Here is a 20,739-nt window from a genome sequence, read left to right as displayed (position 1 = left end):
ATATTATTTAGTTAGATCGAAAGCCTCCCTACGCTCAAAAAGGAGGCTTTTAATTTTGCTCTATTATGACGATATGAAAAATTGAAAGCTCGATTTTTAGAAAAGACACATCAAAAGCGAGATAATCTTTGAAGCACTAAGACGCAAAGACACAAAGAAACTAATAGCGTTTTGTGAGTTTGATTTGAGTTGATTAATAGCCCAAGTCTAGTAGCTATGAATCACACCACTATAAAAATAGTATTAAGCAACACAGATATCGTATCTAGGTAATAATTCGTGAATAATGTAAAAATGATGTGCCTTTAAGGCATCATGAAATAGTTTCCAATCGCTAGCTAAAAAAGTGGTGTGGTAGGAAAATATTTCGTTGTCTCGATCTACATATTCTTCTGTACCAAGGGCTATGTATTTCCAAGAGTTTTTGCCTTTGGGAATATAAGTGACATATTCTTTACCAAAACTAAATTTACCTTCGGCGATCGCCTGTAGCCATTTTTGGTGTCTAACACTACCTTTTTTATCGGTAATATTTTGTAGCATGGAAGCTATTGTATCTTGGTCAGATTTGGGTAATCCTGGTACATCTGCATCTGGATTGCCTATTATATAGCGCTGCATCGCTTTACACATACACTCAGCCGCCTCTAGAAAATCTTTTGGATTGTCTCTAGTAATTTTTTCACCCCTTCCATTGGTATAACCCCAGCGTAAGTAGGGTTTGTCTGGGTGACTCAGAACTGCTCCATGTCCTAAAGGTAAAGCTTCACTGACACAGTAATTTTTGAGACGATCCATCAGACTGCGATCAGGATTGCCATATTCATCAACCAACTTTTTAGCTTCATTAACTCGATGATTTACACCAGCAAATCCCTGATGCGCCCACGTATCTGCATATACATGCATAGTGATTCCAAGGCGATGTAGTGCATAAGTAGAATCACGGCGACGAATGCATTCACTCACCATATCTTGAGCTACGTAGCTATTAGGACGACAGATGAGCTTGTCAATAAAGCTACTCGTCAGATATTCTCCTACTTTTTTGCCACCATTTCCGGGTAGAAAATGGAAGGGAATCCAAACGCGATGATTTGCTAGTTCCTGAAAGTTACGATAGTCAAGCATTTTGTGGGCGGAACTGATGCGGCTAAACAACGCGCCGTTGTCAAAGCGAATGATCCCAGCATTTGTGGCATCATCTACGTATTGAGCGCAATATGCAATGATACTAGCAGCTTTATGTTCAAATCCGGCTAGTCGTGCGACTACGTAGGTGACACCATGATGAAAGTCAATTTGCATAACAGTTAGTTGTTTATTGTTAATTGCTGATTGTTGGTTCCAAACAACCAACAAAAAACTAAATACTACTAACCATTAACTACTAATTCTTGTTTGATTAAATTTAAATTTCAGTTAAGCTTCTAAAAGTTTCTTTATAAAGATAAAGTAAAAATAAAATTACTTGTCGCTTTTGCCTCCCGCACTTAATATTTACTATATAATATAGTCTCTGATTCTTTTGCTCCGAGGTGTTTTTATAGTTTTGTAGTCTCAAGAAAATTCATTTATAAACGGTGATATTGCCTTGACAAATTCAGCCGTAGATTCGTATGGTAAAACATTGCGACCAGGAATTTTTATCCCACGACTTTGGGGTAAAGCTGTAAGGTAATCAGATAACCATGCATCTGATTCGAGTTTTTTACCTTCTTTGGCAATACTCGATATATGTTCACCTAAAACTACTAATGTGGGTTTATTAATATTAGCGATCGCATGACTATAGTCCTGTAACCAAAACCCGGCTAGAAATGAAAAAACAGCATAGCGACTAGCAGTATTTTGTGCGCCTGCACGCAAAGTATTTAACCATTCTGAATCAACATCTTCTGCTGCATCAAAAAGTTGTTTAGTTGAAAAATCACGCAAAAATTTTTCTCTCCGGGCGTAGCGATAAAATATATTACCTAAGGGCGAATCTAACAGATTCCAAATTAATTTTGGTTGCCATTTCGGTAATTCTTTTGTGATCAAAGGCCAAGCCGGAGGAGATGCTAATACTAACCCTGCAACTAAATTTGGTTCTTTTTTAACTAATTCAATGGCAACTGCGAATAAAGCACCCTGGGCTATCACAATCACAGGTTTTTGTACAATTGTTTTTAAAAAGTATGTTAGTTGTTCTGCCCAATCTTTTGGGGTGTAAGCAATATGGGGCTGATCACTTTCACCACAACCGAGTAAATCAGGGTTATAAATTAAGTTTTGCTGTTGTTGTTCATACCATTTATCACAAAAGCGTCGCCAAAATTGCCGCGATAAACCTACACCAATGGGATGAATTAATAGCAGGGGTATACCAGTAGGTGTAGCATTAATTGGTTGATGAACTGCGTAAGCACAACGGTACTTTTGCCAAGTGTAAAACTGGGTGGGAGATGCTGTTTGATTTTGAGTCATCATGAGATAGGATTTCTGAGATTGTCAACTAAAAATCATTTGGGGATGAATGAATTCGTATCCTGCTTCTTTTATTTTTTGATTTGATATCTTGGCATTGTATGGACGCTTGCTACTTAAGGAGGAATCCCAAGTAACTTTGGGCAGATTGTGTATTTCACATACACGCTCAGATACTTCTCTTGTTGTTAGCTCATCGTTATCAACTAAATTATAAATCCCTTGCAAACGATGACGACGGGCAAATTCTACAGCAGCAACAATATCATCAACATGAATCCAATTTGCTGGTTCTTCACCACTACCAGGACGAGTTGTACCAGCAATTCGGCTGTATATTTTCACTAGTTCTCGACCAGGACCATAGATTCCTCCCAAACGTAAAATACACACACGGAGGTGATCGCTGGATCCTGCAAGTAATTCTTGCTCAGTAGCATAAAGGATTTCACTACCAGGAGTTTTTGGTGCAACTTGTGTTTCTTCATCTACTAATGCACCATTTTGTTCGCCATATACAGAACAACTACTGGTATATATTAGTTGTTGAACACTGGGGGTTTGCTTTAAAGCTGAAACTAAATTACGAGCAGTTTGTAAGTAGCTTTCTTCATAAGTATTAGGGCCTTTTGCACCAACACTCAAAAGTACAACATCTTGATTTTTTAAAACTGATTTTAGTTTATCAAAGTCATTGCCCTGTAAAACTATAGCTCGTTGGGCTATAGTTTCTAGTTCCGCAACTCGTTCGGGAGTAGTTGTGGTTGCAGTGATAATAAAATTACATTCTTGCTGCCAATATTGAGCAACTCTCAAACCTACATAACCACAACCAATGATTGTTATATTCATGGAATTTTTATTGGGTGTTAGTTGTTAGTTGTTTGTTGGTATTCCAATCAACTACCAACAACCAACCATCAACTATTATCAGCCATGAACATTGCCATCGGGCATGATAGCACCACTGAGGTTAGCACCAATCAGTTTTACGAGTAAGCGATCGCCAGAACGAACACGTGCGCCTGTCAAGTCAGCACCACGCAAGTCAGCACCACTTAAGTCAGCACCAATTAAGTTAGTATTCCGGAGATTAGCTTCTCGCAAATCTGCCAAAAGTAAGTTAGCTCTAAACAAGTTGGCTTCAGATAAATCCGCACCCCTGAGGACGACTTTATGCATGAAAGCATCAGTGAGATTTGCACCACTCAAGTTGGCGTAACTCAAATTTCTGCCAGATAAGTCTTTATTACTTAAATTGGCGTGGCTAAAATCTTTACCACTCAAGTCTGGGTTTGGCTTGGGTGGTTCATAGTTTGCTGATTGAGAGTTTGTTGAGCGAGGATTAGGTGACTGATGATTTGCTGAACGAGAGTTTGCTGATTGAGGGTTTGGTGATTGATAGGTAGTTTTTGTTTGTGGCTTTTTTGGTGGGGGTGGTGGCGAATGATGCTGATAAGGCTGATACGAGTTATACGAGTGATGAGAATGATGCGAATGATGGGGAATTTGATGCTTGGTCTTAAGAGAGCGCAATTTTTCTCTAGCCTCGTTAATTTCCTGTAACTTTTTTTGCGCCTTTTCTCTTAGACGCTGGTTTTCTAGGGGGATGCGATCGGGATGCCAAATAAAAGCCAAATCTTTGTAAGCCTGGTTCACCTCCTCTAGGCTTGCTCCAGGCTCCAAGTCTAACACCCGATAATACCGCTCCAGCTCTCTCATAAGACGTTTTGGTAATAATCAACTTAATTATGAGTGATGCAACCAACTATCAGCTAAATTCTTTGTCTGGTGTTTCTGCTGTTGGGAATATTTCAGCTAAAATTCGCAGTTTTTCCGTTGCTTTGGCGACAGTTAGAGCAATGTCGTACTGCTGTGCTCTGATAGGATTGTCTAAGAAATTGTAACAATTGCTTTAGCTAGTCAACTTGATTATCAATTTTTTGTAATGCCTGTATTACCAAAAATCAAGCCAGATTTACCTGCGTCACATGCTCAATAGGTAATTTTCTTAGTAATGTTACTTATTTAAAGGGTGAAGTGCAGTACCTTACTATACAATTTACCCTATTGTTCATTTTTTACTAGTAGCTGCCATCCTTGAATAATCTTAGTGAAACAGGAAATTTTTGCGACAGCTGTTACGCGGTTTGTGTGAGCAGGCGCTAGGCTTTGATAACCACTTTCTAGCGCAATACAAAGAGTATGTGTTTACCCAGCTACCTCAAGAAAAACCTTTTGCTGTGGCTGAGACATTACAACACTGTAATTTAGCGACCAATTAAACGTTGTCGCATAGCTCGCAAATAGGCTCTCACTGGAATCTGATAAATCTCAATCAAAAGCCAAACAATAATTGCTAAATGTGACAAAAAAGTTAATATAGTCCAAAGATATGGAATCCAAGATAGAGGAGCATATGGATGTGGCGGAAAAATATAAGCTACTGTTCCAATTAAAGCAGTAGGCAGAAATATAAAAGCAATTGCTGCTACTACATAACTCCAACCAAATTCTACTCCTTCTAAATGAGCTTCTGTCCAGTTAAAGCCATTCCAACGCCAAATTAAAGGAGGTTGTCTAGAAGGTAGAACTAATTGTTGTTGTTCTAAATTAACAGTGAAAATCTGATGGCAAAAATCACAAGACATTGCCTCCATCAATGGCATATTACTAATCTTGCCAACATGACAAACTGGGCAGGGATAAACTCCTTTATAGTCAAATGATGTGGCTAAAATGTTGGATTTGGAGCTAGGCATAATACAATCACTAGAATTCAGCCGAGAATGAATCAAAATTGTTAATGTTTGGTTGTTACGTTGTTAGTTGTTGGTTGCTTGTTATTTTGCTCTACTAGCTACCGTATGCAGGAAAAGCTTTGTGTTCCTATTTACTACTAACCACTATCTACTGTGAGACACGTGCATTTGTATGGGTATCTTTTGTTCAAAACTAAATATCTTCATCCAAATGCTACGCCCCTACTTGCTGTTAAATTATGTCAGTACACTAACAAAGGTCTCTTAATTTCTAAGAGCGATATATCTAACAACAAACTGCTTAGCATATACGCAAGCACACAACTAGTTTTGGACCCCAACATTGTAATGAGTCTATCGTTTTTTGAGATTGTGGGGCTATCTGCTTGATTCTCTAGATTTTACGTAGATAAAATAACAAATATTCTATACTTTTCTATTACCACTCTCAATATTTTCATTTTCTTAATCCTTATTGCTATTTCCGGAAAGGGTATTGACGATACTCAGACCGTCTGTTATCGTTCTTGAGTATAGGTCTATAATTAGGTTTTTCAGAAAAAGCACCCCGCACATGTTTATCAACAGTTCCTACTATTATTACTGGTTTAGGGTGGTTCACCGGGAGTGAATCTAGTTTCCTAATGGAAACCGCCCGGTGAACCGCAGAGCAAATTCTGCGGTTTTTGTTTTTTAAGGAGAATGCCATCGTCATGATTTACTTCGGTAGCTGGTTTTACTTTTACTTTTGGCCCAGAACAAGTTCCGGGTAAAGTGTCATGTCGATGAAACGCCAGCACCCGGGACTTAAACAAGGTTCCGGGTTTTGTTTTTTGTTAGTTGTTTGGAAGAATGACAGAGTCAAAGCTTTATAGCCCAATCAATCAACCACCAACCATTAACTAATAACCATTACTCTATTTTTAAGGAGAACCGGAAGATGATCAATGCCAAATTAGCCGCCAAACCCCATCCTCACCATCAAACCACTGTGAAAATTTCTCAAACAGTTGCTTTTGGTGGTAAAGAAGTAGTAATTATTGGGGGGCCTTGCACAGTTGAAAACACCGAACAAATGGAGACTGTTGCGCAAAAGCTATCTCCTGCATCTGTAAACGCTTTGCGTGGTGGTGTCTATAAACCCCGTACCTCTCCCTATGCTTTTCAGGGAATGGGCGAGGAGGGATTAAAGATTCTGGCAGAAGTGCGATCGCGTTACAATATGCCAGTTGTCACTGAAGTCATGACAATCTCTCAAATCGAAGTAGTTGCTGCCCATGCTGATATGCTGCAAGTAGGTAGTCGCAATATGCAAAACTTCGATTTACTCAAAGCTTTAGGACAAGCTGGTAAACCTATCCTCCTCAAACGTGGTTTAGCAGCGACAATCGAAGAATTTGTTATGGCAGCCGAATATATTTTAAGCCACGGCAACCCAGATGTAGTGTTGTGTGAGCGGGGTATCCGTAGTTTCGATAACTATACCCGCAACGTGTTGGATTTAGGAGCTGTAGCAGCACTTAAGCAAATCACCCACTTACCTGTGATTGTCGATCCTTCCCATGCAGTTGGCAAGCGAGAGTTAGTAGCACCCGTTGCGAGGGCTGCTGTTGCCTGTGGTGCAGATGGTTTAATTATTGAATGTCACCCAGAACCGGAAAAATCCGTTTCCGACGCCCGTCAAGCCTTGTCTTTAGAAGATATGGTGGATTTAGTTGATAGTTTAAAGCCAGTAGCAGCAGCAGTTGGACGCAGTATTTTAGAAAAAGTAGGGGTAGGTTTAGAACCTACCCCTCTTTGTTTGTCTGCGGCTTAGAATTGGGGAATATTGCTACCTGGGTAGCTAAAAATTTTAGTGAATCTCAGATATTGCACCAATGTCAGTAAGCTTGAAATTCCGCCCAGAACTTGACTTCTGGGCAATAGAATAGCTCACTCCGGTAGCCTTGATCAGCTAAACATAACTGCGATCGCTCAAAACGCACTTTGGTATTTTTGAGAAGGCTATTAGGCTTTTTGCTTACTAAAATCAACTTGATCTATTTTCTAAAGGTAGTGATCAGTTGTGGCGATCGCAAAAATATAACATTGAAAATGGATATAAAAAGATACAGCATAGAAAAACTTTAATCCCCTACCAAACGTCAAGCTGCAATCAAAGCGTTGTGTGACAGCTTTGATAACATTAACAAAATGGTCGATCGCCTACAAACCAATCTGAGCGATCGCACCTCTTCAGCAGATTTACATAAACACTATGACAAAGCGTAAGAAAAGCAATCTCCAGTGGATTAAAGAAACGCTTGAACTAAAACCTGACCATCACTGGGAATCTCCACCGGGCTACAAAATTTTTGTCGCAGGTCGAGGTGTTGTTCGCTTCAATGTTCCTCAGAATTGGGTTTTGGAGCCACAAGAAAAATCCTTCAAGTTCCTGGATAAAAAACCGCCAAATGATGATTGTTGCTTAGAAGTTTCTTTTAATCACCTCCCACCCAATAATTGGAGCCTGTTTCCACTAAAACCCACCTTGAAGAAAGTCATAGACAACATCGCAAAAGTTTTATAGTAGCGTGCCACAGCATAATATTGAAACTAAATCAACAGATCTGAGCCATTACTTCAGACTGGAACAATCTTGACTAAAATGCTTATCGATTTATTTATAAGATATAAAAATAAGTAAAAAGTCATACTTTATCAAATTACCTCCATTGGCATCTATACTTGCAGGTAATATCAAGTTCGGCTAATTACTTAAAATATTATGGTAGACGTAGTTGGTAATTGCCTTTTCCTATTACCCATTACCTATTGCCAGCCAACCCAACATTATTAAGTATTAAAGCGAACAAGATGTAAATTGCTATAGCTACAACCAGCAGCACAGTAACAAGAATCACAGAAAGCATTGAAAAATGAAGATGTTGCTGTAGATGTGATGCAGATTTAATCAGGGTGTGTAGGAGTGACATGTTGTAGCCACAATAGCAACAATGTCAAAGGTACTGGCAAGTACACAGACAAACAAAGATATCGGTGTTAACGACTGTGGCAAAAATTTTAGTGCGAAGGAATGAGTAAAATGTTTGACTTAGCAGTTTTTATCTACGATGACACAGATGAAACAACAGCTAATTCCATTAGTCAGTATAGGGCTAGATTTGGAGTTGTGCCAAGAGTAGGAGATTATATTTATAGACATGTAGGTATAGAAGGGGCAATAGACTGTCAAGTCATAAAGGTATCTGTTGTTCCGAAATTAGATCAGAATACTACAGATGCGGATGCAATCATAAAAGCTGTCCGCGTAGAACCCTTATATTGATATTTCAAAGCCAACTAAATTTACTCCAAAACACATCTATTTTGGCGTTGCTGAATTTGGTCATGAATTATGTGTGCATACATTTTTGTAGAGACGTAGCAATGCTACGTCTCTACTACGTCTGGTCATACCCGTGAATTGTAAATTCATATCTTGATTCAGCAACGCCTCTATTTTATTTAAAGATTTCTTCCCCCAAAACTGGAGAAGTTAGGGGGATAATTCGACTTTTGCAAAAGTTATAAAAACTCAGTTAATTACCAATTGACACATTGTTATCATGCCAAACATTGGTTAAGCAGAGAAGTAATCTCATTTACATCCAAATTTCTACCAATGAAAACTAGCTGATTTTTAGGTGAAGTCAGCCATTCATCACCATTTAAGCTATAACGAGGGCCGCTAAGTTGAAATATATGTCGTAAATTACTATCACTAAACCAAAGAATACCTTTGGCTCTAAAGATATCTTGAGGAATTTCTTCATTTAAAAATTTCTCAAATTTATGAACATCAAAAGGTCTATCACTTTGGAAAGAAATCGAAATAAATCCATCATTTTCTAAATGATGGGAGTGGTGTCTATGATGATGGTGATGTTCATGATTGTGATCATGATGATGCTCATGTTTCTCCTCAATAAGAGATGAATATTCATCTTTGGGAGTTAAATCTACACCCAAAATTAATGGTAACGGCACTTGCCCATAGGTGGTGTGCAAAATTTTTGCACCAGCTTTCACTTCCCGGATATAAGCTTCTAATTCCTCTAGCTTTTGTTGTGTAACCAAATCAGTTTTATTCAAAAGAACAATATCTCCATAGGTAATCTGTTTTAAAGCTGCTTCACTAAGAAAATGTTCATGGTTAAATGCCTCAGAATCTACCAATGTGAGGATAGAATCTAGGTGAGTGAGGTCTCGAAGCTCTGTACCCAGAAAAGTTAAAATAATCGGTAGAGGGTCAGCAACACCAGTGGTTTCAATTACAAGATAATCAATGCGTTCTTCTCTTTCCAAAACCCGATAAACAGCATCAACTAATCCATCATTGATCGTACAACAAATACAGCCATTGCTCAGTTCCAGCATATCTTCGTCTATTGAAACTAGCAACTGACTATCAATATTAATGTCACCAAATTCATTGACCAGAACGGCAACTTTTAAATCTTGTTTGTTTTTCAGAATTTGATTCAGCAGAGTGGTTTTACCACTACCTAAAAATCCTGTAATTATTGTAACAGGCATTCCTCGCTTAGGAATATCAGCAATTGTGTTTGCATTTGGTGCAGTAAGTTGAGTCATAGTTCGTCCTATATTTTCGTAATGTTTATCTGAACTGAGAAATCCCTATTTCCTGTTCCCTATTACCTAATTTTGTCCAACTACTTGCATCAACATCAGTGCTACTTCCTTGGCAAAGTAAGTCAAAATCAAGTCAGCACCTGCTCGTTTCATACTGGTCAATGTTTCTAAAATGACTCGCTTCTCATCTATCCAGCCGTTTTGAGCAGCAGCTTTAATCATGGCATACTCACCACTGACATTATATGCAGCTACTGGTAAATGTGTATAATTTTTTACTTGACGAATAATATCTAAATATGCTAGAGCAGGTTTAACCATGACGATATCTGCACCTTCTGCGATGTCCAAAGCAACTTCCTTAATCGCTTCTCTGGCATTCGCTGCATCCATTTGATAAGTATTCTTATCCCCAAATCTCGGTGCAGAATCCAAAGCATCGCGAAATGGACCATAGTATGCAGAGGCGTATTTTGCAGAGTATGCCAAAATTCTTACATCTACGTATCCTTCCGCATCTAGTGCCTGACGAATTGCTCCAACTCTACCATCCATCATGTCAGAAGGTGCAACCATATCCGCCCCAGCGGCGGCTTGAGAAAGTGCCATTTTCACCAAAACTTCAACGGTGGGGTCGTTGAGAATCACGCCTTTCTCATCAACAATGCCATCGTGACCGTGAGTAGTAAAAGGATCAAGGGCAATATCGGTAATTACTAGTATTTCTGGCACAGCTTGTTTGATTGCCTTTACAGTTAGTTGTACCAATCCATCTGGGTTGTAGCTTTCGCTAGCAGTATCGTCTTTCTTAGCTTCTGGAATAACTGGGAACAACGCGATCGCACCAATCCCCAACTGATACACTTGTTCTATTTCTTTGAGTAATAAGTCCAAAGTGTATCGATAACACCCAGACATAGAAGCAATTTCAACTTTCTGTTCCTCTCCTTCCATGACAAACATGGGGTAAATTAAGTCATCTACAGTTAGGGTAGTTTCCCTAACCATACGTCGTAGGGTTGCAGTGCGACGTAGGCGGCGGGGACGAAGAATTAAGTTCGTAGAAACCTGATTAGCGTTATTGCTAGTAAGATTTTCTGAAGTCATGATTTTTATTTGAGATGAAATGTTTCAGTACTTCTAGACCACTCAAGCGCTCATAAAATGGCAAGGATTATATTGTGTAATTGGTAATCTTAAGCACTTCTAAGCTGTGAAAGCGCCATACTCGGCTTCACAATTGCTGGAACAATCTTTTCACTTGCCATTCTTGCACCAGATAAATTTCGTGCTGTTGGCCCTACTTGTAAAGCTGCTAACCCACCCATTAGAAATAATTCACAACCAGGAACGCGCAAATATTCATCCAGAACTGGCAAACCATTGACTATCTTAATTGGGTACACTTCTAATACTTCTTGTAACAACGCCTCAGATGTCACATCAAATTTAGTGCCAGTGGAAAGCCAAATTCGACTGTATTCATGCTGACTACCATCACTACATTGCACTCGCCATTTCTCACCCATCCACTGTGCCATCACCACTTGACAGTTTTCGTTAATCCTAAGATTACCGCTACGTACTTCTCGTCGTAGCTGCATTCCCATTGCTGGTGTCATAGAACCACCGTTACGCGCTTGCAAAATTGTGGCAAAGCGCTTTTGGTAATCTTGTTCTGCAAAAAATCCCTTCAAATACTTTGGCCCTAACCAACCGGGTTCAGCATCGAATAACTTTTCTTGCAGGTGTCGCCTGATCATCAAGTCGACTTTTGCACCACGAGAAATAGCACCTACTGCCAAATGTCCACTCGTTAGCCCGCCACCCACAATTAATACTCTTTCGCCTGTAAGGCACAATCTACGTAAATCCACTGAACTTGAGTGACAAAGCTTGTGTTCAGGATACCCTGAAGTTATCTGGTTTACCCAATTAGGTAATTGTAATTTACTACTACCCGTTGCGAGTACTACCCGTCGCGCAATGATTGATTTTCCATCTTGCAACCATAGACGCAGGCGAGGGCGAAACAGATGAGGTAAAGGTTCAATACGTGTCACACCAAGAGGAATAACTTGCTGCTGTAACGAATAGCGGCGAATTACATCCTGACAAAAATCGTCAAATAGCCGAGTCCCTGGCAAGTCATAAGGAGGAAAAAACTCATGAGGACGAGATTCGGCAAATTTCCGTAAAGCAAAAGGATTGGGATCAGGATGATGTACAGCAGGGGAACGCAAATGCGGAATTTCTAAAGCAGCAAATTGATTTTGCCAGCGACTCATCCACCTTCCACTCTTGTCAAACACCAGAAATTTTCCCCACATAGTTTGCCGTTTTTGCAGCAAGTGAGTTACCAAAGTTAAAGCGTGGGGACCAGCACCGATAATTGCCAGGTCAGTTTTAGCGGGTAAGCACGGTGGAGTCTCTTCCATCTGTGTCAGCTATGATAATAATAATTATTATCATAGCCATATATTTAGCAAAATTGTAAAGCGCGCCCTAGCCCGCCAAGAAATCTATTTCTTGACTAATAACTTAAGTCCACTTAAGAAGATGGAAGCGCCAACTTTTCTTACCGTCGCTTCTTCCCTTTTTGCCAACTTTGACTATTGGGTTTTTTGCTAAATTCCCCTTTGGGAAATAGCCGTGCTTCTAACTCTTCATAGCTACCTTCAAAGTCACAATGACCATAGAGAGGACATTGGCGACAATAAACACCTTCTGTATAGCGTTCCAAGTTTTCGCGATTGAAGTAATACGGTTTATGGCTGAAGGTGCTGGCTACCCATTGCCATGACATATTATTACTAGCCGGGTCGCCATCTAAAAGATGTTCGAGAAACCATTTAGCTCCAGCTTGCCACTGGATACGCCGCCAATGAATAATATAAGCTGCCATCCACATCCGGGCGTGGTTATGAAGATAACCCGTTTCTCGTAGTTCTTGGCTGAAACTATCGATACATACTCTGCCTGTTGTAGCTTGTTTAATATCCTCTGGTAATTCCGGCGCGTATTCACTCTGGTTATAGCCTGTTTTATATTCTTCTTGGTCTTGCCAAATTTTATTTCCCAGCTTGACATACAACCGTTGCCAATAGTCGCGCCAACCTAATTCGTTTATTAGTTTAGTGACCTCATCTTGATTTTGCACACGATCAAGTACATAATTTCGTATTTCGCGTAAACTGAGAACGCCATAACGAATATAGGGAGAAAGTCGTGTGACTGCACCCGTAAAATAATTACGTGTTTTTGCGTATTTCGCTGGTTCTACTTTTTGTAGTAATTTTTCAGCAGCTTGACGTCCACCAATTGTTTGACTGATATGATCATCGCGTCCTGCGGCTTGAGGAAATTGTTCGCGCAGGTAAGCTATCAACTCAGCGCGGTTAGCAAATTCGCGTTGCATATCTTGAGTCATGGCACGACAACAGGAGTTAGACAATTATTATAAAAGCGATCGCCCTCAAGGAAGGCGATCGCTTTTGCTAAAGTTTTTACACAAACGCACAGTGTTTGGCAAGATTGCGCTTATCTCAAGGTAATTGCTGTCGAATCTGGTGCTAGTCTGATATCTCTAGCAATAATTACAGGCTTGTTGATGTAATCTCTATAATATTGGTCTTGTAGACTCAGATTATATTGACGCTCGATTTGTGCAATTGCTAAGTTACGAACTTCACCTGTAACTTGAATGATATTTTCGCGATCGCTAGGTAAATCGAAAGGTCTGCCAGAAGCATTCACAACTAAAATGGGTTCACCACCAAAAAATCTGCGATCGCTGACTGTAAAAGAACTTAAACCAACTCTTTGCAATGGTCTGCTTCTGACTGCTACAGTTTTGCCAATTAATTCATCAGGGTAGTTAGCTACTTCCGATGTGGTGATCACTTGGGCAGTTGGAACTGTGGTAGGTTGTTCATTTGTGTGAGAAAGTCTGACAAACACAGCTATAAATGCTATGGCAATTACTACTTTTGCTTCCCAAAGACCCTTAAATACGTCTTGGCTTGGATTTCTATAATTGTTTTTATCTTCACGTTCAGCCATAATCAAAAACTCTTTTTTTATTGCTTAGATGTGAATTTGTCAGAATTTAAGAGTAAATAGTGTTGAAGTCAGCAAATATTTATTTTTTTGAAAAAATGCTGTTTGAACAATATTGATTTTGATATATCTTCTTTACATTATTAATTCTCGCTAATAATCTCTTCTCACCCAGGTAATACTACGTCCCTTTCTATGGACAGACTTGGATGTATCTACTGAGTTGAATAGACCTCACCCCCTCTAGCAAGGAGAGGGGAACCCGATAGGGCGGAGTGAGGTTTGTGCTTTACGCTCGTCGAAAATTGCTATATTTATCCTCTATTTTTAATGGTTTGTGTAATTAACTAGAAAAATTTTCTATTTAGTGATATAAAATTTCCTATTTAATTTTGCAAAAAAATTAGTACATATGTAATAGACTTATTCGTTTTTGTCTATTGCCTATTAATAAAATATTAAAAGTATTGACAAATACAGAAAAACTTAATACACCTAATTTAATGATGATTGGAAATGTTAATTATGCAATATCAAGTTAAGATCCTAGAACCAACAGATTTATGGTATTTACAGAACAACATTAATAAAGAAACCAACAAATATTACCATCCCACAAAAGATATTCCATTTGCTCAGCAAGTAGAAATTAGACTTGAAAACTCTGGAGTCATCATTCAAAAAGGATCATTACACAGATGCATCGGTAAATTAAATTATGGTATTTACAAAACCGATAACCGTTTGAAAGATATGTGGGTAGCCTTGCGAACGGAGATTGACTACAACGCACCTGTGTATCAAGGTACTGGTATGGTTTATCTTGAGCCTAGACAAAAAGGTGATTTTTTGCATTACAACTATATCGATCTATCAGAGCGGGAGCAATGGGAATTTGATGATGGCGTCTTTAAGTTTTGTTCTGATAATGTAGTTATCGGAGCAAAAAGATTAAAGTTCCGACAAATTGCAGGCTCTAATGATGGAAAATGGAGACTGGTGATCAAAGCTTTACCAGGACAAATTTCTCGTGTGGTAGCAGGCACTACAACACCTGCAAGAGTAATAGAACTCAGCAAAGGAGAAATTTTGATTGCTGACTATGACATGGTGAAAGGATACACAAACGGTATCGAAGAAGATTATCGCAAACTAGGTCATTTTGGCAAAGGTGGTGGAGAGGGTTTTGTCTGGATGTATAGCGGTGAGGGTAAATTATTGGTGACTGAAAATGATGGTCTCCGTCTAGATTAAGTCAATTCCATAGGTCTAAGTAATTTCGACATGCACTACTGAAAAATAGCAAAATTCCTGTAGCCAAACTCTACGTCCCTTAGCGTAAAAAAACACTACCTTAGCGATCGCGAGGCGACAGATGTCTTTCATTTGCGAACTATTTTAGAGTCATCCATAACCATCAACTAGAAAGCACAGTTACGATCAAAAATGTGTCGGAATTGGCTGCGAGGCAATATTAAATGCCCAAATGGAAACTAGTAACTGAATTCTCCTTTAACAGCGCCCATTACATTAAAGATTATGATGGCCCTTGCGGTCGGATGCATGGACATAATTACACGGTGCGAATCGAAGTAACTTCATCCAAACTACATTCTTCCCAATATTGTCCACACCCAGTCATGGTAGCTGATTTTAGAACCTTGCGCTGGGCCAAACAAGACGTATCCAAAGGCGGACTTGACCACTGTATCCTTAACGAAGTCTTACCGCCTGAGTACGAAACAACTGCTGAGATGATTGCTAAATATATTTATGACGAAACCAAAAAACGAGTCCCAGCAGATGTGCAACTGAAAGTAGCCGTGTCGGAAACACCAAATAGTTGGGCAGAGTATGAGGATGATTAGATATCTTAGTGTCTTTGTGCCTTAGTGGTTCAAAAATCAACTTTCTTCACCACCAAGACACCAAGACACAAAGAAAACTCGCTGAAAAATTAAGCCTTCTCTCGATTACCCAAATTGGTGGTAATCCCAGTATCACTGTACTATCAAACGGCAATTCCTTACCGACAGCAACAATTCTCGGCAATGGCGGACGGACAATCCCCACAACGGTAATAGCAAACGATGCTACTGGGGAGGATAAACTGACTGTTGCCACCTTCAATGTTGAAAACCTTGACCCTGGTGATGGTAGTGGCAAGTTTACTAGCTTGGCAAATGCAATTGTTAACAATCTCAAGTCACCAGACATCATCAGTTTAGAAGAAGTGCAAGACAACAACGGGGCCACAAATGACTCTGTTGTTGATGGGAATCTGACCTATCAAACTTTAATTGATGCGATCGCAGCTGCTGGTGGCCCGACTTACGAGTATCGTCAAATAAATCCGGTGGATGACCAAGATGGCGGTGAACCAGGCGGTAATATTCGCGTCGGTTTCCTATTTAATCCCAACCGAGTTGACTTTGTAGACCGTCCTGGCGGCACATCCGCCAGCGATCGCATTCAAGGTTTTGAAAAAAATGATACCATCAGTGGCTTAGGTGGCAATGATATTCTCGAAGGCGATGCAGGCAACGACAAGCTTTATGGCGAAGCTGGTAACGACAGGATTTATGCTGGTCAAGGCAACGATCAAATTTATGGTGGCAATGGTGATGACGTAATTTACGCCGAAGCCGGCAATAATAAAATTGATTCTGGTTCAGGCTTCGATACAGTATTTAGTGGCAGTGGTCGTGATACCTTTGTGCTTGCTGCTGGCGAAGGATTTGATCTGATTGAAAACTTTGCATTCAGACAAGACCGCATTGAGTTAAGTGGTTTACGCTTTGCAGACCTGACAATTACCCAAGGTACTGGCGCAGATGCCAATAATACGCTGATCAGTGTCACGAGTACAGGTGATCTGTTGGCTAGTTTGATTGGAGTGCAAGTTAACACAGTTACAAGTTCTGTGTTTACCATAGTTTAACATCATCAAGATTGCATAAATTTTAGAAAAAATATTCTTTCAGAGGGATAGTAATTATGAGCGTAAGCGCGAACCTGTAAGGGTAATGGGTAATAGGTAATGAGAAAAACCAATGACCTATTACCAGCGCCTTAACGGTATTAGTAGTTGCAGCCAACAACCAACAACTACCGCATTGTGACAAATTCTTCTGCTGCTGTGGGATGGATACCAACGGTGGCATCAAAATCTTTTTTCGTTGCGCCCATATTAATAGCGATCGCTACACCTTGAATGATCTCACCTGCATTTTCTCCTACCATATGAGCGCCTAATACTTTGTCAGTACTGGCATCTACTACCAATTTCATCATGGTTCTTTCTTGGGCGCCCGTCAAACTGTGGAACAAAGGACGGAAACGAGTTCGGTAGATTTTCACCCCATCGTCTCCCAGCTTTTCCCGGGCTTGGGCTTCTGTGAGACCAACTGTGGCTGCTTCCGGTGTAGAAAAAATAGCAGTCGGGACATTTTCGTGACTAAATACACGGCGGTTATTACCAAATTCACTATCTGCAAACGCCCGCCCTTCACCAATAGCGACTGGGGTTAAATTCATCCGGTCAGTAACATCACCTACTGCAAAAATGTTTGCTTGGGAAGTCTGGCTGTATTCGTTCACAGCGATCGCATCCATTGTGCTATATCCAGGGCCTTCAATGGAACCACAACAGGTTTCAACTCCAGCCTTTTCTAAACCCAGCCCTTCGATATTGGGGGCGCGACCTGTTGCTACTAAAAACACATCGGCAATAATTGGTTCTTTGTTTTCTCCAGATAACTTGATTTTAAGACCTTCCGGCACTTTCTCCACTGCTTCGACTACATGATTCTGGATGATTTTAATGCCGTGGTTGGTCATCCCCTCTTGAATATTAGTGCGGATATCTTCATCAAAACCATTGAGGATAAGTTCTTTACGGATAACTTGGGTAACTTCGCATCCCAAACCGCGCATAATGCAAGCAAACTCCGTGCCGATGTAACCAGCACCAATAATTGCTATATGCTTGGGTTTTGCTGGGAGATGAAACATTTCATTAGAGGTGATGCCATATTCCATCCCCGGTAAATCAGGTTTGACGGGACGACCACCAACAGCAATTAAAATTTTATCGGCAGTGACTTTGCGTCCATCAACTTCGATAGTGTGCGGGTCTAAAAGAGTAGCACGACTGGGAATAAGTTCTACCCCGGCTTTTTCCAAGAAACCAATATGTAGTTGGGAAAGCCGTCGTACTTCCTTATCTATAGCTGTAATAAAATATTCCCAGTCTAATTCTGCTTCGCCTACCTTCCAGCCATAGCCTGCTGCATCATGGAATAATGCTGGAAAATGGGAGCCATAGACCATCAATTTTTTGGGAATGCAGCCACGAATGACACAAGTACCACCAACTAAACTTTCTTCGGCGATCGCTACTTTTGCTCCGTAGCTAGCAGCACGTTTAGAAGCTGCTAACCCCCCAGAACCAGCACCAATGACAAACAGGTCGTAATCGTAGGTCATAAATTTTTAGATGTCTTTTGCAAAGAAATAAAATTTCATACCAATTTACCAACGAAAAATTGAAAATTTTCAGCCAGGTAAAGTGGTATCGCGGCTTTGAATATTAACGGTGGCATTTGGCCTAACATGTGAAAACCACTATCTTGATCCTAGCTTGCTCTTCCCAATCCGAAAATTGAGACAGTAGTGGTGGCAAGCGATCGCTTTTTAGGAAATTGTTTCTTCAAAGGTAGAGGGTAGGAGGTTCAGTTGGGGTAGGAATTTTCACTTTTGGTTGTGCCAAAACAGTAGCCTGAATGACTGATTTGAAAGTAACCTCACCCCGTCAAGAGAGGACACCCCTCTCCGAGCTCGCGGAGAGGGGCTGTTCTTGTGAGGTTTTTCGTTGGGACTGCCTTTGTTCAATCATCGCTGATCTTGTGGTTGTACCCTGTACCAGCCAAACCAGTGATGAACTGCTAACCAAACTGCCGAAAGAAAACCAGCTAAACTTAGTGTCAAACCACTATAAGGTACTAACAATCCAAACACGGGTAGCACAGCTCCAGCAATAGTACAAATAACTGCAGCCAGGGAAGCACGAACATTTACACCTAGTCCCCAACTCAACACCAGTAAAACGAGGGAAATCAAAGTCCAAGCAAACTGGGGACTCATGACACGACTGGTGTAAGTCAAAGCCAATAAACAAGCAAAAAATACCCCACCAGCAACAGCGATATTTTTTATATTCATAGGAATAGATAAATATAGCAACAATATCCACCACAAAAATAACGCTGGCGCTAGCAATAACAGGCGGGGAAGCACACCTGTATTACGAACAGGATTAGTATTTGTAAATACTCCAAATGGGTTTCTCACAGAAACATTATCGTCAAATACCCAAGTAAATCGGGTGCTTTGTCCCTCGCCTGCAATTTCAGTTGGTACAATGCCGCTAGCAAAATCAGCCCCTGGAAAGTTAGCAATAGCTACTAAGCGAAAATTCTGGAGTAACTGTCCATCAGCACTATAAATCCAACGGGAACCGCCTTGAGCTTTGTAAGAGACTCGAAAGGTGGTTTCTTCTCCTTGTCCTAAGCGAAAGGGAAAGCTGTAATTACCCGGGCTAGTTTGTTGTAATCTCCTACCAGCTTGCTCTATTTTGTAGCCGGAAAGTAGGGAGTAGCCATTGGGGGGTGGTGCTTCCCAGAAGAACTGATTAATGTTGTCTGGAAGCTGATTAACTACTTTATAGTCAGCAGTATAGTCTACGCGATATGTTGCACGGCGATTTTGGACATCGGGAGTTTGGTCGATTTTGACTTGAATTTGTGAACCAGCTAGTGTCAGATAGCGGCTTTCTTCTCGTGTTTCATTGACTGTGACAATCTTGCCATTAACTTGCGTGGTGTAACTGTATGGTACTTGCACGACATAACGTATTTGTGGGGCAATTTGTTCTAGTCTGTCACCAGCAACACTTGCTGCTACTTGCGCCACTTTTGCCTGTTCCCAGTGGTGATATCTATTGCTCAAAGTTGAGCAAAGAAAAAATCCTCCTATTAATAGAATTAAAACTAAAGTTAAGTGTGGTAAGCCTGCGAGGATTTGCGAGTAACGAATTGCCCATTCATCAATAAAATTAGCTTGTTCTACTTGCTGGCGACGCAGGGAAAAGTTGACTAGAGCGATCGCAACTCCCAAAGCCACAATCACAAATACTAGTAACAGCGAAGCTTTCAGGACATCAGTGCCAAATTGAACAAGTTCCGTAGGATGGGTAAGATCAGGTATTCCAGGCATACCTTTAGCTGATTCAGGCATAAGAGAAATTTCGGAGAATGTGAAGAATTTGACCGAGAAAATCTCTCAGAAGTTTCTGAGTTTTGATTACAAATTCCGACAAATTTGTTTCTCTAGAGGGATGTTTTAGATATTACATTCACCATTAAATATCAATCAATACCTACTATTTCTTAAGCAAGTATGCCCCACTGGTGATAAGTTGCAGATTCGCTTTTTTCAAAACGTAGAAGATGAAACCAAACGCCTATCACGCCTCATTGGTGGTTTGTTAGATTTGGGGCGTTTGGAAGCTGGGGTGACACTGTTAGAAAAGCAACATATTCAACTGGTAAGCTTGATTAGGCTTGCTGTCAGAGCAGTAGAAACACGAATGCAAAATTCGCAAATTTCAGCCCAAGTCAACGTGGCTGACTTGCAAATCCAGGGTGACTCCGAAAGATTGTTGCAAGCATTGCTCAATCTGTTAGATAATGGCATCAAGCACTCACCCCCCGACTCTCAAATATTTATCACTGCTTCCAAAGAAGGAAGAAGT

At 40.3% G+C, this 20,739-nt stretch carries 19 protein-coding genes and 2 pseudogenes; 8 read left to right on the top strand and 13 right to left on the bottom strand.

What is annotated here, in order from left to right; all coding sequences use genetic code 11:
• Window positions 1-243: 243 nt before the first annotated feature.
• From UYK_RS0111870 to UYK_RS0111845, 5 genes are all read right to left on the bottom strand, one after another.
• On the bottom strand, window positions 244-1,308 hold the full coding sequence (locus UYK_RS0111870) for a DUF6765 family protein (RefSeq protein WP_009460246.1): 1,065 nt from the start codon (window positions 1,306-1,308) through the stop codon (window positions 244-246).
• Window positions 1,309-1,560: 252 nt separating this feature from the next.
• Window positions 1,561-2,472: an alpha/beta fold hydrolase gene (locus tag UYK_RS0111865; protein WP_009460244.1), complete on the bottom strand. Its 912-nt coding sequence runs from the start codon at window positions 2,470-2,472 to the stop codon at window positions 1,561-1,563.
• 21 nt (window positions 2,473-2,493) lie between these two features.
• Window positions 2,494-3,321, bottom strand: coding sequence for an SDR family oxidoreductase (locus UYK_RS0111860; protein ID WP_009460242.1), 828 nt, complete (start codon window positions 3,319-3,321; stop codon window positions 2,494-2,496).
• A gap of 78 nt (window positions 3,322-3,399) precedes the next feature.
• The gene (locus tag UYK_RS0111855) at window positions 3,400-4,191 is read right to left on the bottom strand and encodes a pentapeptide repeat-containing protein (protein WP_009460241.1); all 792 of its coding nucleotides are present in this window, start codon (window positions 4,189-4,191) and stop codon (window positions 3,400-3,402) included.
• A gap of 548 nt (window positions 4,192-4,739) precedes the next feature.
• Window positions 4,740-5,231 (bottom strand): hypothetical protein, encoded by a 492-nt coding sequence (locus UYK_RS0111845; protein WP_009460240.1) that lies wholly within the window; start codon window positions 5,229-5,231, stop codon window positions 4,740-4,742.
• A 940-nt stretch (window positions 5,232-6,171) separates the two neighbouring features.
• On the opposite strand from UYK_RS0111845, the gene aroF reads away from it, so the two are divergent.
• Window positions 6,172-7,047: a 3-deoxy-7-phosphoheptulonate synthase gene (gene aroF / locus UYK_RS0111840; RefSeq protein WP_009460239.1), complete on the top strand. Its 876-nt coding sequence runs from the start codon at window positions 6,172-6,174 to the stop codon at window positions 7,045-7,047.
• A 64-nt stretch (window positions 7,048-7,111) separates the two neighbouring features.
• Here the strand turns inward: aroF and UYK_RS26095 are convergent, their stop codons facing one another.
• A complete protein-coding gene (locus tag UYK_RS26095) occupies window positions 7,112-7,264 on the bottom strand; it encodes a hypothetical protein (protein ID WP_157221818.1) in 153 nt (50 codons plus the stop codon).
• A gap of 224 nt (window positions 7,265-7,488) precedes the next feature.
• On the opposite strand from UYK_RS26095, the pseudogene UYK_RS0111835 reads away from it, so the two are divergent.
• Together UYK_RS0111835 and UYK_RS0111830 are read left to right on the top strand one after the other, a co-directional pair.
• Window positions 7,489-7,782 (top strand): annotated as a pseudogene (locus UYK_RS0111835) (hypothetical protein); the annotation flags it as partial.
• A 534-nt stretch (window positions 7,783-8,316) separates the two neighbouring features.
• Window positions 8,317-8,559, top strand: coding sequence for a hypothetical protein (locus UYK_RS0111830; protein ID WP_009460236.1), 243 nt, complete (start codon window positions 8,317-8,319; stop codon window positions 8,557-8,559).
• 278 nt (window positions 8,560-8,837) lie between these two features.
• Here UYK_RS0111830 and UYK_RS0111825 read toward each other — a convergent pair whose 3' ends face one another.
• From UYK_RS0111825 to UYK_RS0111810, 4 genes are all read right to left on the bottom strand, one after another.
• Window positions 8,838-9,866, bottom strand: a complete 1,029-nt coding sequence (locus tag UYK_RS0111825) for a CobW family GTP-binding protein (RefSeq protein WP_009460234.1) — start codon at window positions 9,864-9,866, stop codon at window positions 8,838-8,840.
• Between the two features lie 66 nt (window positions 9,867-9,932).
• Complete coding sequence (hemB, locus tag UYK_RS0111820) at window positions 9,933-10,973, bottom strand: porphobilinogen synthase (protein WP_016871459.1); 1,041 nt, start codon at window positions 10,971-10,973, stop codon at window positions 9,933-9,935.
• An 89-nt stretch (window positions 10,974-11,062) separates the two neighbouring features.
• On the bottom strand, window positions 11,063-12,304 hold the full coding sequence (locus tag UYK_RS0111815) for an FAD/NAD(P)-binding protein (RefSeq protein ID WP_009460230.1): 1,242 nt from the start codon (window positions 12,302-12,304) through the stop codon (window positions 11,063-11,065).
• 140 nt (window positions 12,305-12,444) lie between these two features.
• Window positions 12,445-13,296, bottom strand: a complete 852-nt coding sequence (locus UYK_RS0111810) for an FAD-binding domain-containing protein (RefSeq protein ID WP_009460228.1) — start codon at window positions 13,294-13,296, stop codon at window positions 12,445-12,447.
• Here UYK_RS0111810 and UYK_RS27555 point away from each other — a divergent pair.
• Window positions 13,295-13,420, top strand: coding sequence for a hypothetical protein (locus tag UYK_RS27555; protein ID WP_257998858.1), 126 nt, complete (start codon window positions 13,295-13,297; stop codon window positions 13,418-13,420). The genes UYK_RS0111810 and UYK_RS27555 overlap by 2 nt on opposite strands.
• Here the strand turns inward: UYK_RS27555 and UYK_RS0111805 are convergent.
• Window positions 13,407-13,928 carry a hypothetical protein gene (locus UYK_RS0111805; RefSeq protein WP_009460220.1) on the bottom strand — a complete coding sequence of 174 codons (522 nt, stop codon included), beginning with the start codon at window positions 13,926-13,928 and terminating at the stop codon, window positions 13,407-13,409. The genes UYK_RS27555 and UYK_RS0111805 overlap by 14 nt on opposite strands.
• Before the next feature lie 522 nt (window positions 13,929-14,450).
• On the opposite strand from UYK_RS0111805, the gene UYK_RS0111800 reads away from it, so the two are divergent.
• The 3 genes from UYK_RS0111800 (at window position 14,451) to UYK_RS0111790 (ending at window position 16,866) form a co-directional block, all read left to right on the top strand.
• Window positions 14,451-15,179: an AIM24 family protein gene (locus UYK_RS0111800; protein ID WP_009460219.1), complete on the top strand. Its 729-nt coding sequence runs from the start codon at window positions 14,451-14,453 to the stop codon at window positions 15,177-15,179.
• Window positions 15,180-15,403: 224 nt separating this feature from the next.
• Window positions 15,404-15,793 (top strand): 6-pyruvoyl trahydropterin synthase family protein, encoded by a 390-nt coding sequence (locus UYK_RS0111795; protein WP_009460218.1) that lies wholly within the window; start codon window positions 15,404-15,406, stop codon window positions 15,791-15,793.
• A gap of 8 nt (window positions 15,794-15,801) precedes the next feature.
• Window positions 15,802-16,866 carry an endonuclease/exonuclease/phosphatase gene (locus tag UYK_RS0111790; protein ID WP_009460217.1) on the top strand — a complete coding sequence of 355 codons (1,065 nt, stop codon included), beginning with the start codon at window positions 15,802-15,804 and terminating at the stop codon, window positions 16,864-16,866.
• A gap of 167 nt (window positions 16,867-17,033) precedes the next feature.
• Here the strand turns inward: UYK_RS0111790 and gor are convergent, their stop codons facing one another.
• Window positions 17,034-18,413, bottom strand: a complete 1,380-nt coding sequence (gor, locus tag UYK_RS0111785) for a glutathione-disulfide reductase (RefSeq protein WP_009460216.1) — start codon at window positions 18,411-18,413, stop codon at window positions 17,034-17,036.
• A 405-nt stretch (window positions 18,414-18,818) separates the two neighbouring features.
• Window positions 18,819-20,222 carry a hypothetical protein gene (locus tag UYK_RS0111780; RefSeq protein WP_016871457.1) on the bottom strand — a complete coding sequence of 468 codons (1,404 nt, stop codon included), beginning with the start codon at window positions 20,220-20,222 and terminating at the stop codon, window positions 18,819-18,821.
• Window positions 20,223-20,412: 190 nt separating this feature from the next.
• On the opposite strand from UYK_RS0111780, the pseudogene UYK_RS0111775 reads away from it, so the two are divergent.
• Window positions 20,413-20,736: pseudogene (locus UYK_RS0111775) on the top strand (histidine kinase); the annotation flags it as partial.
• Between the last annotated feature and the right edge of the window lie 3 nt (window positions 20,737-20,739).

It is taken from the genome of Fischerella thermalis PCC 7521 (genome assembly GCF_000317225.1).
Lineage (GTDB): Bacteria > Cyanobacteriota > Cyanobacteriia > Cyanobacteriales > Nostocaceae > Fischerella > Fischerella thermalis.
The sequence above is the reverse complement of the archived record's forward strand: the minus strand, read 5'-3'. Positions and strand labels throughout refer to the sequence as shown.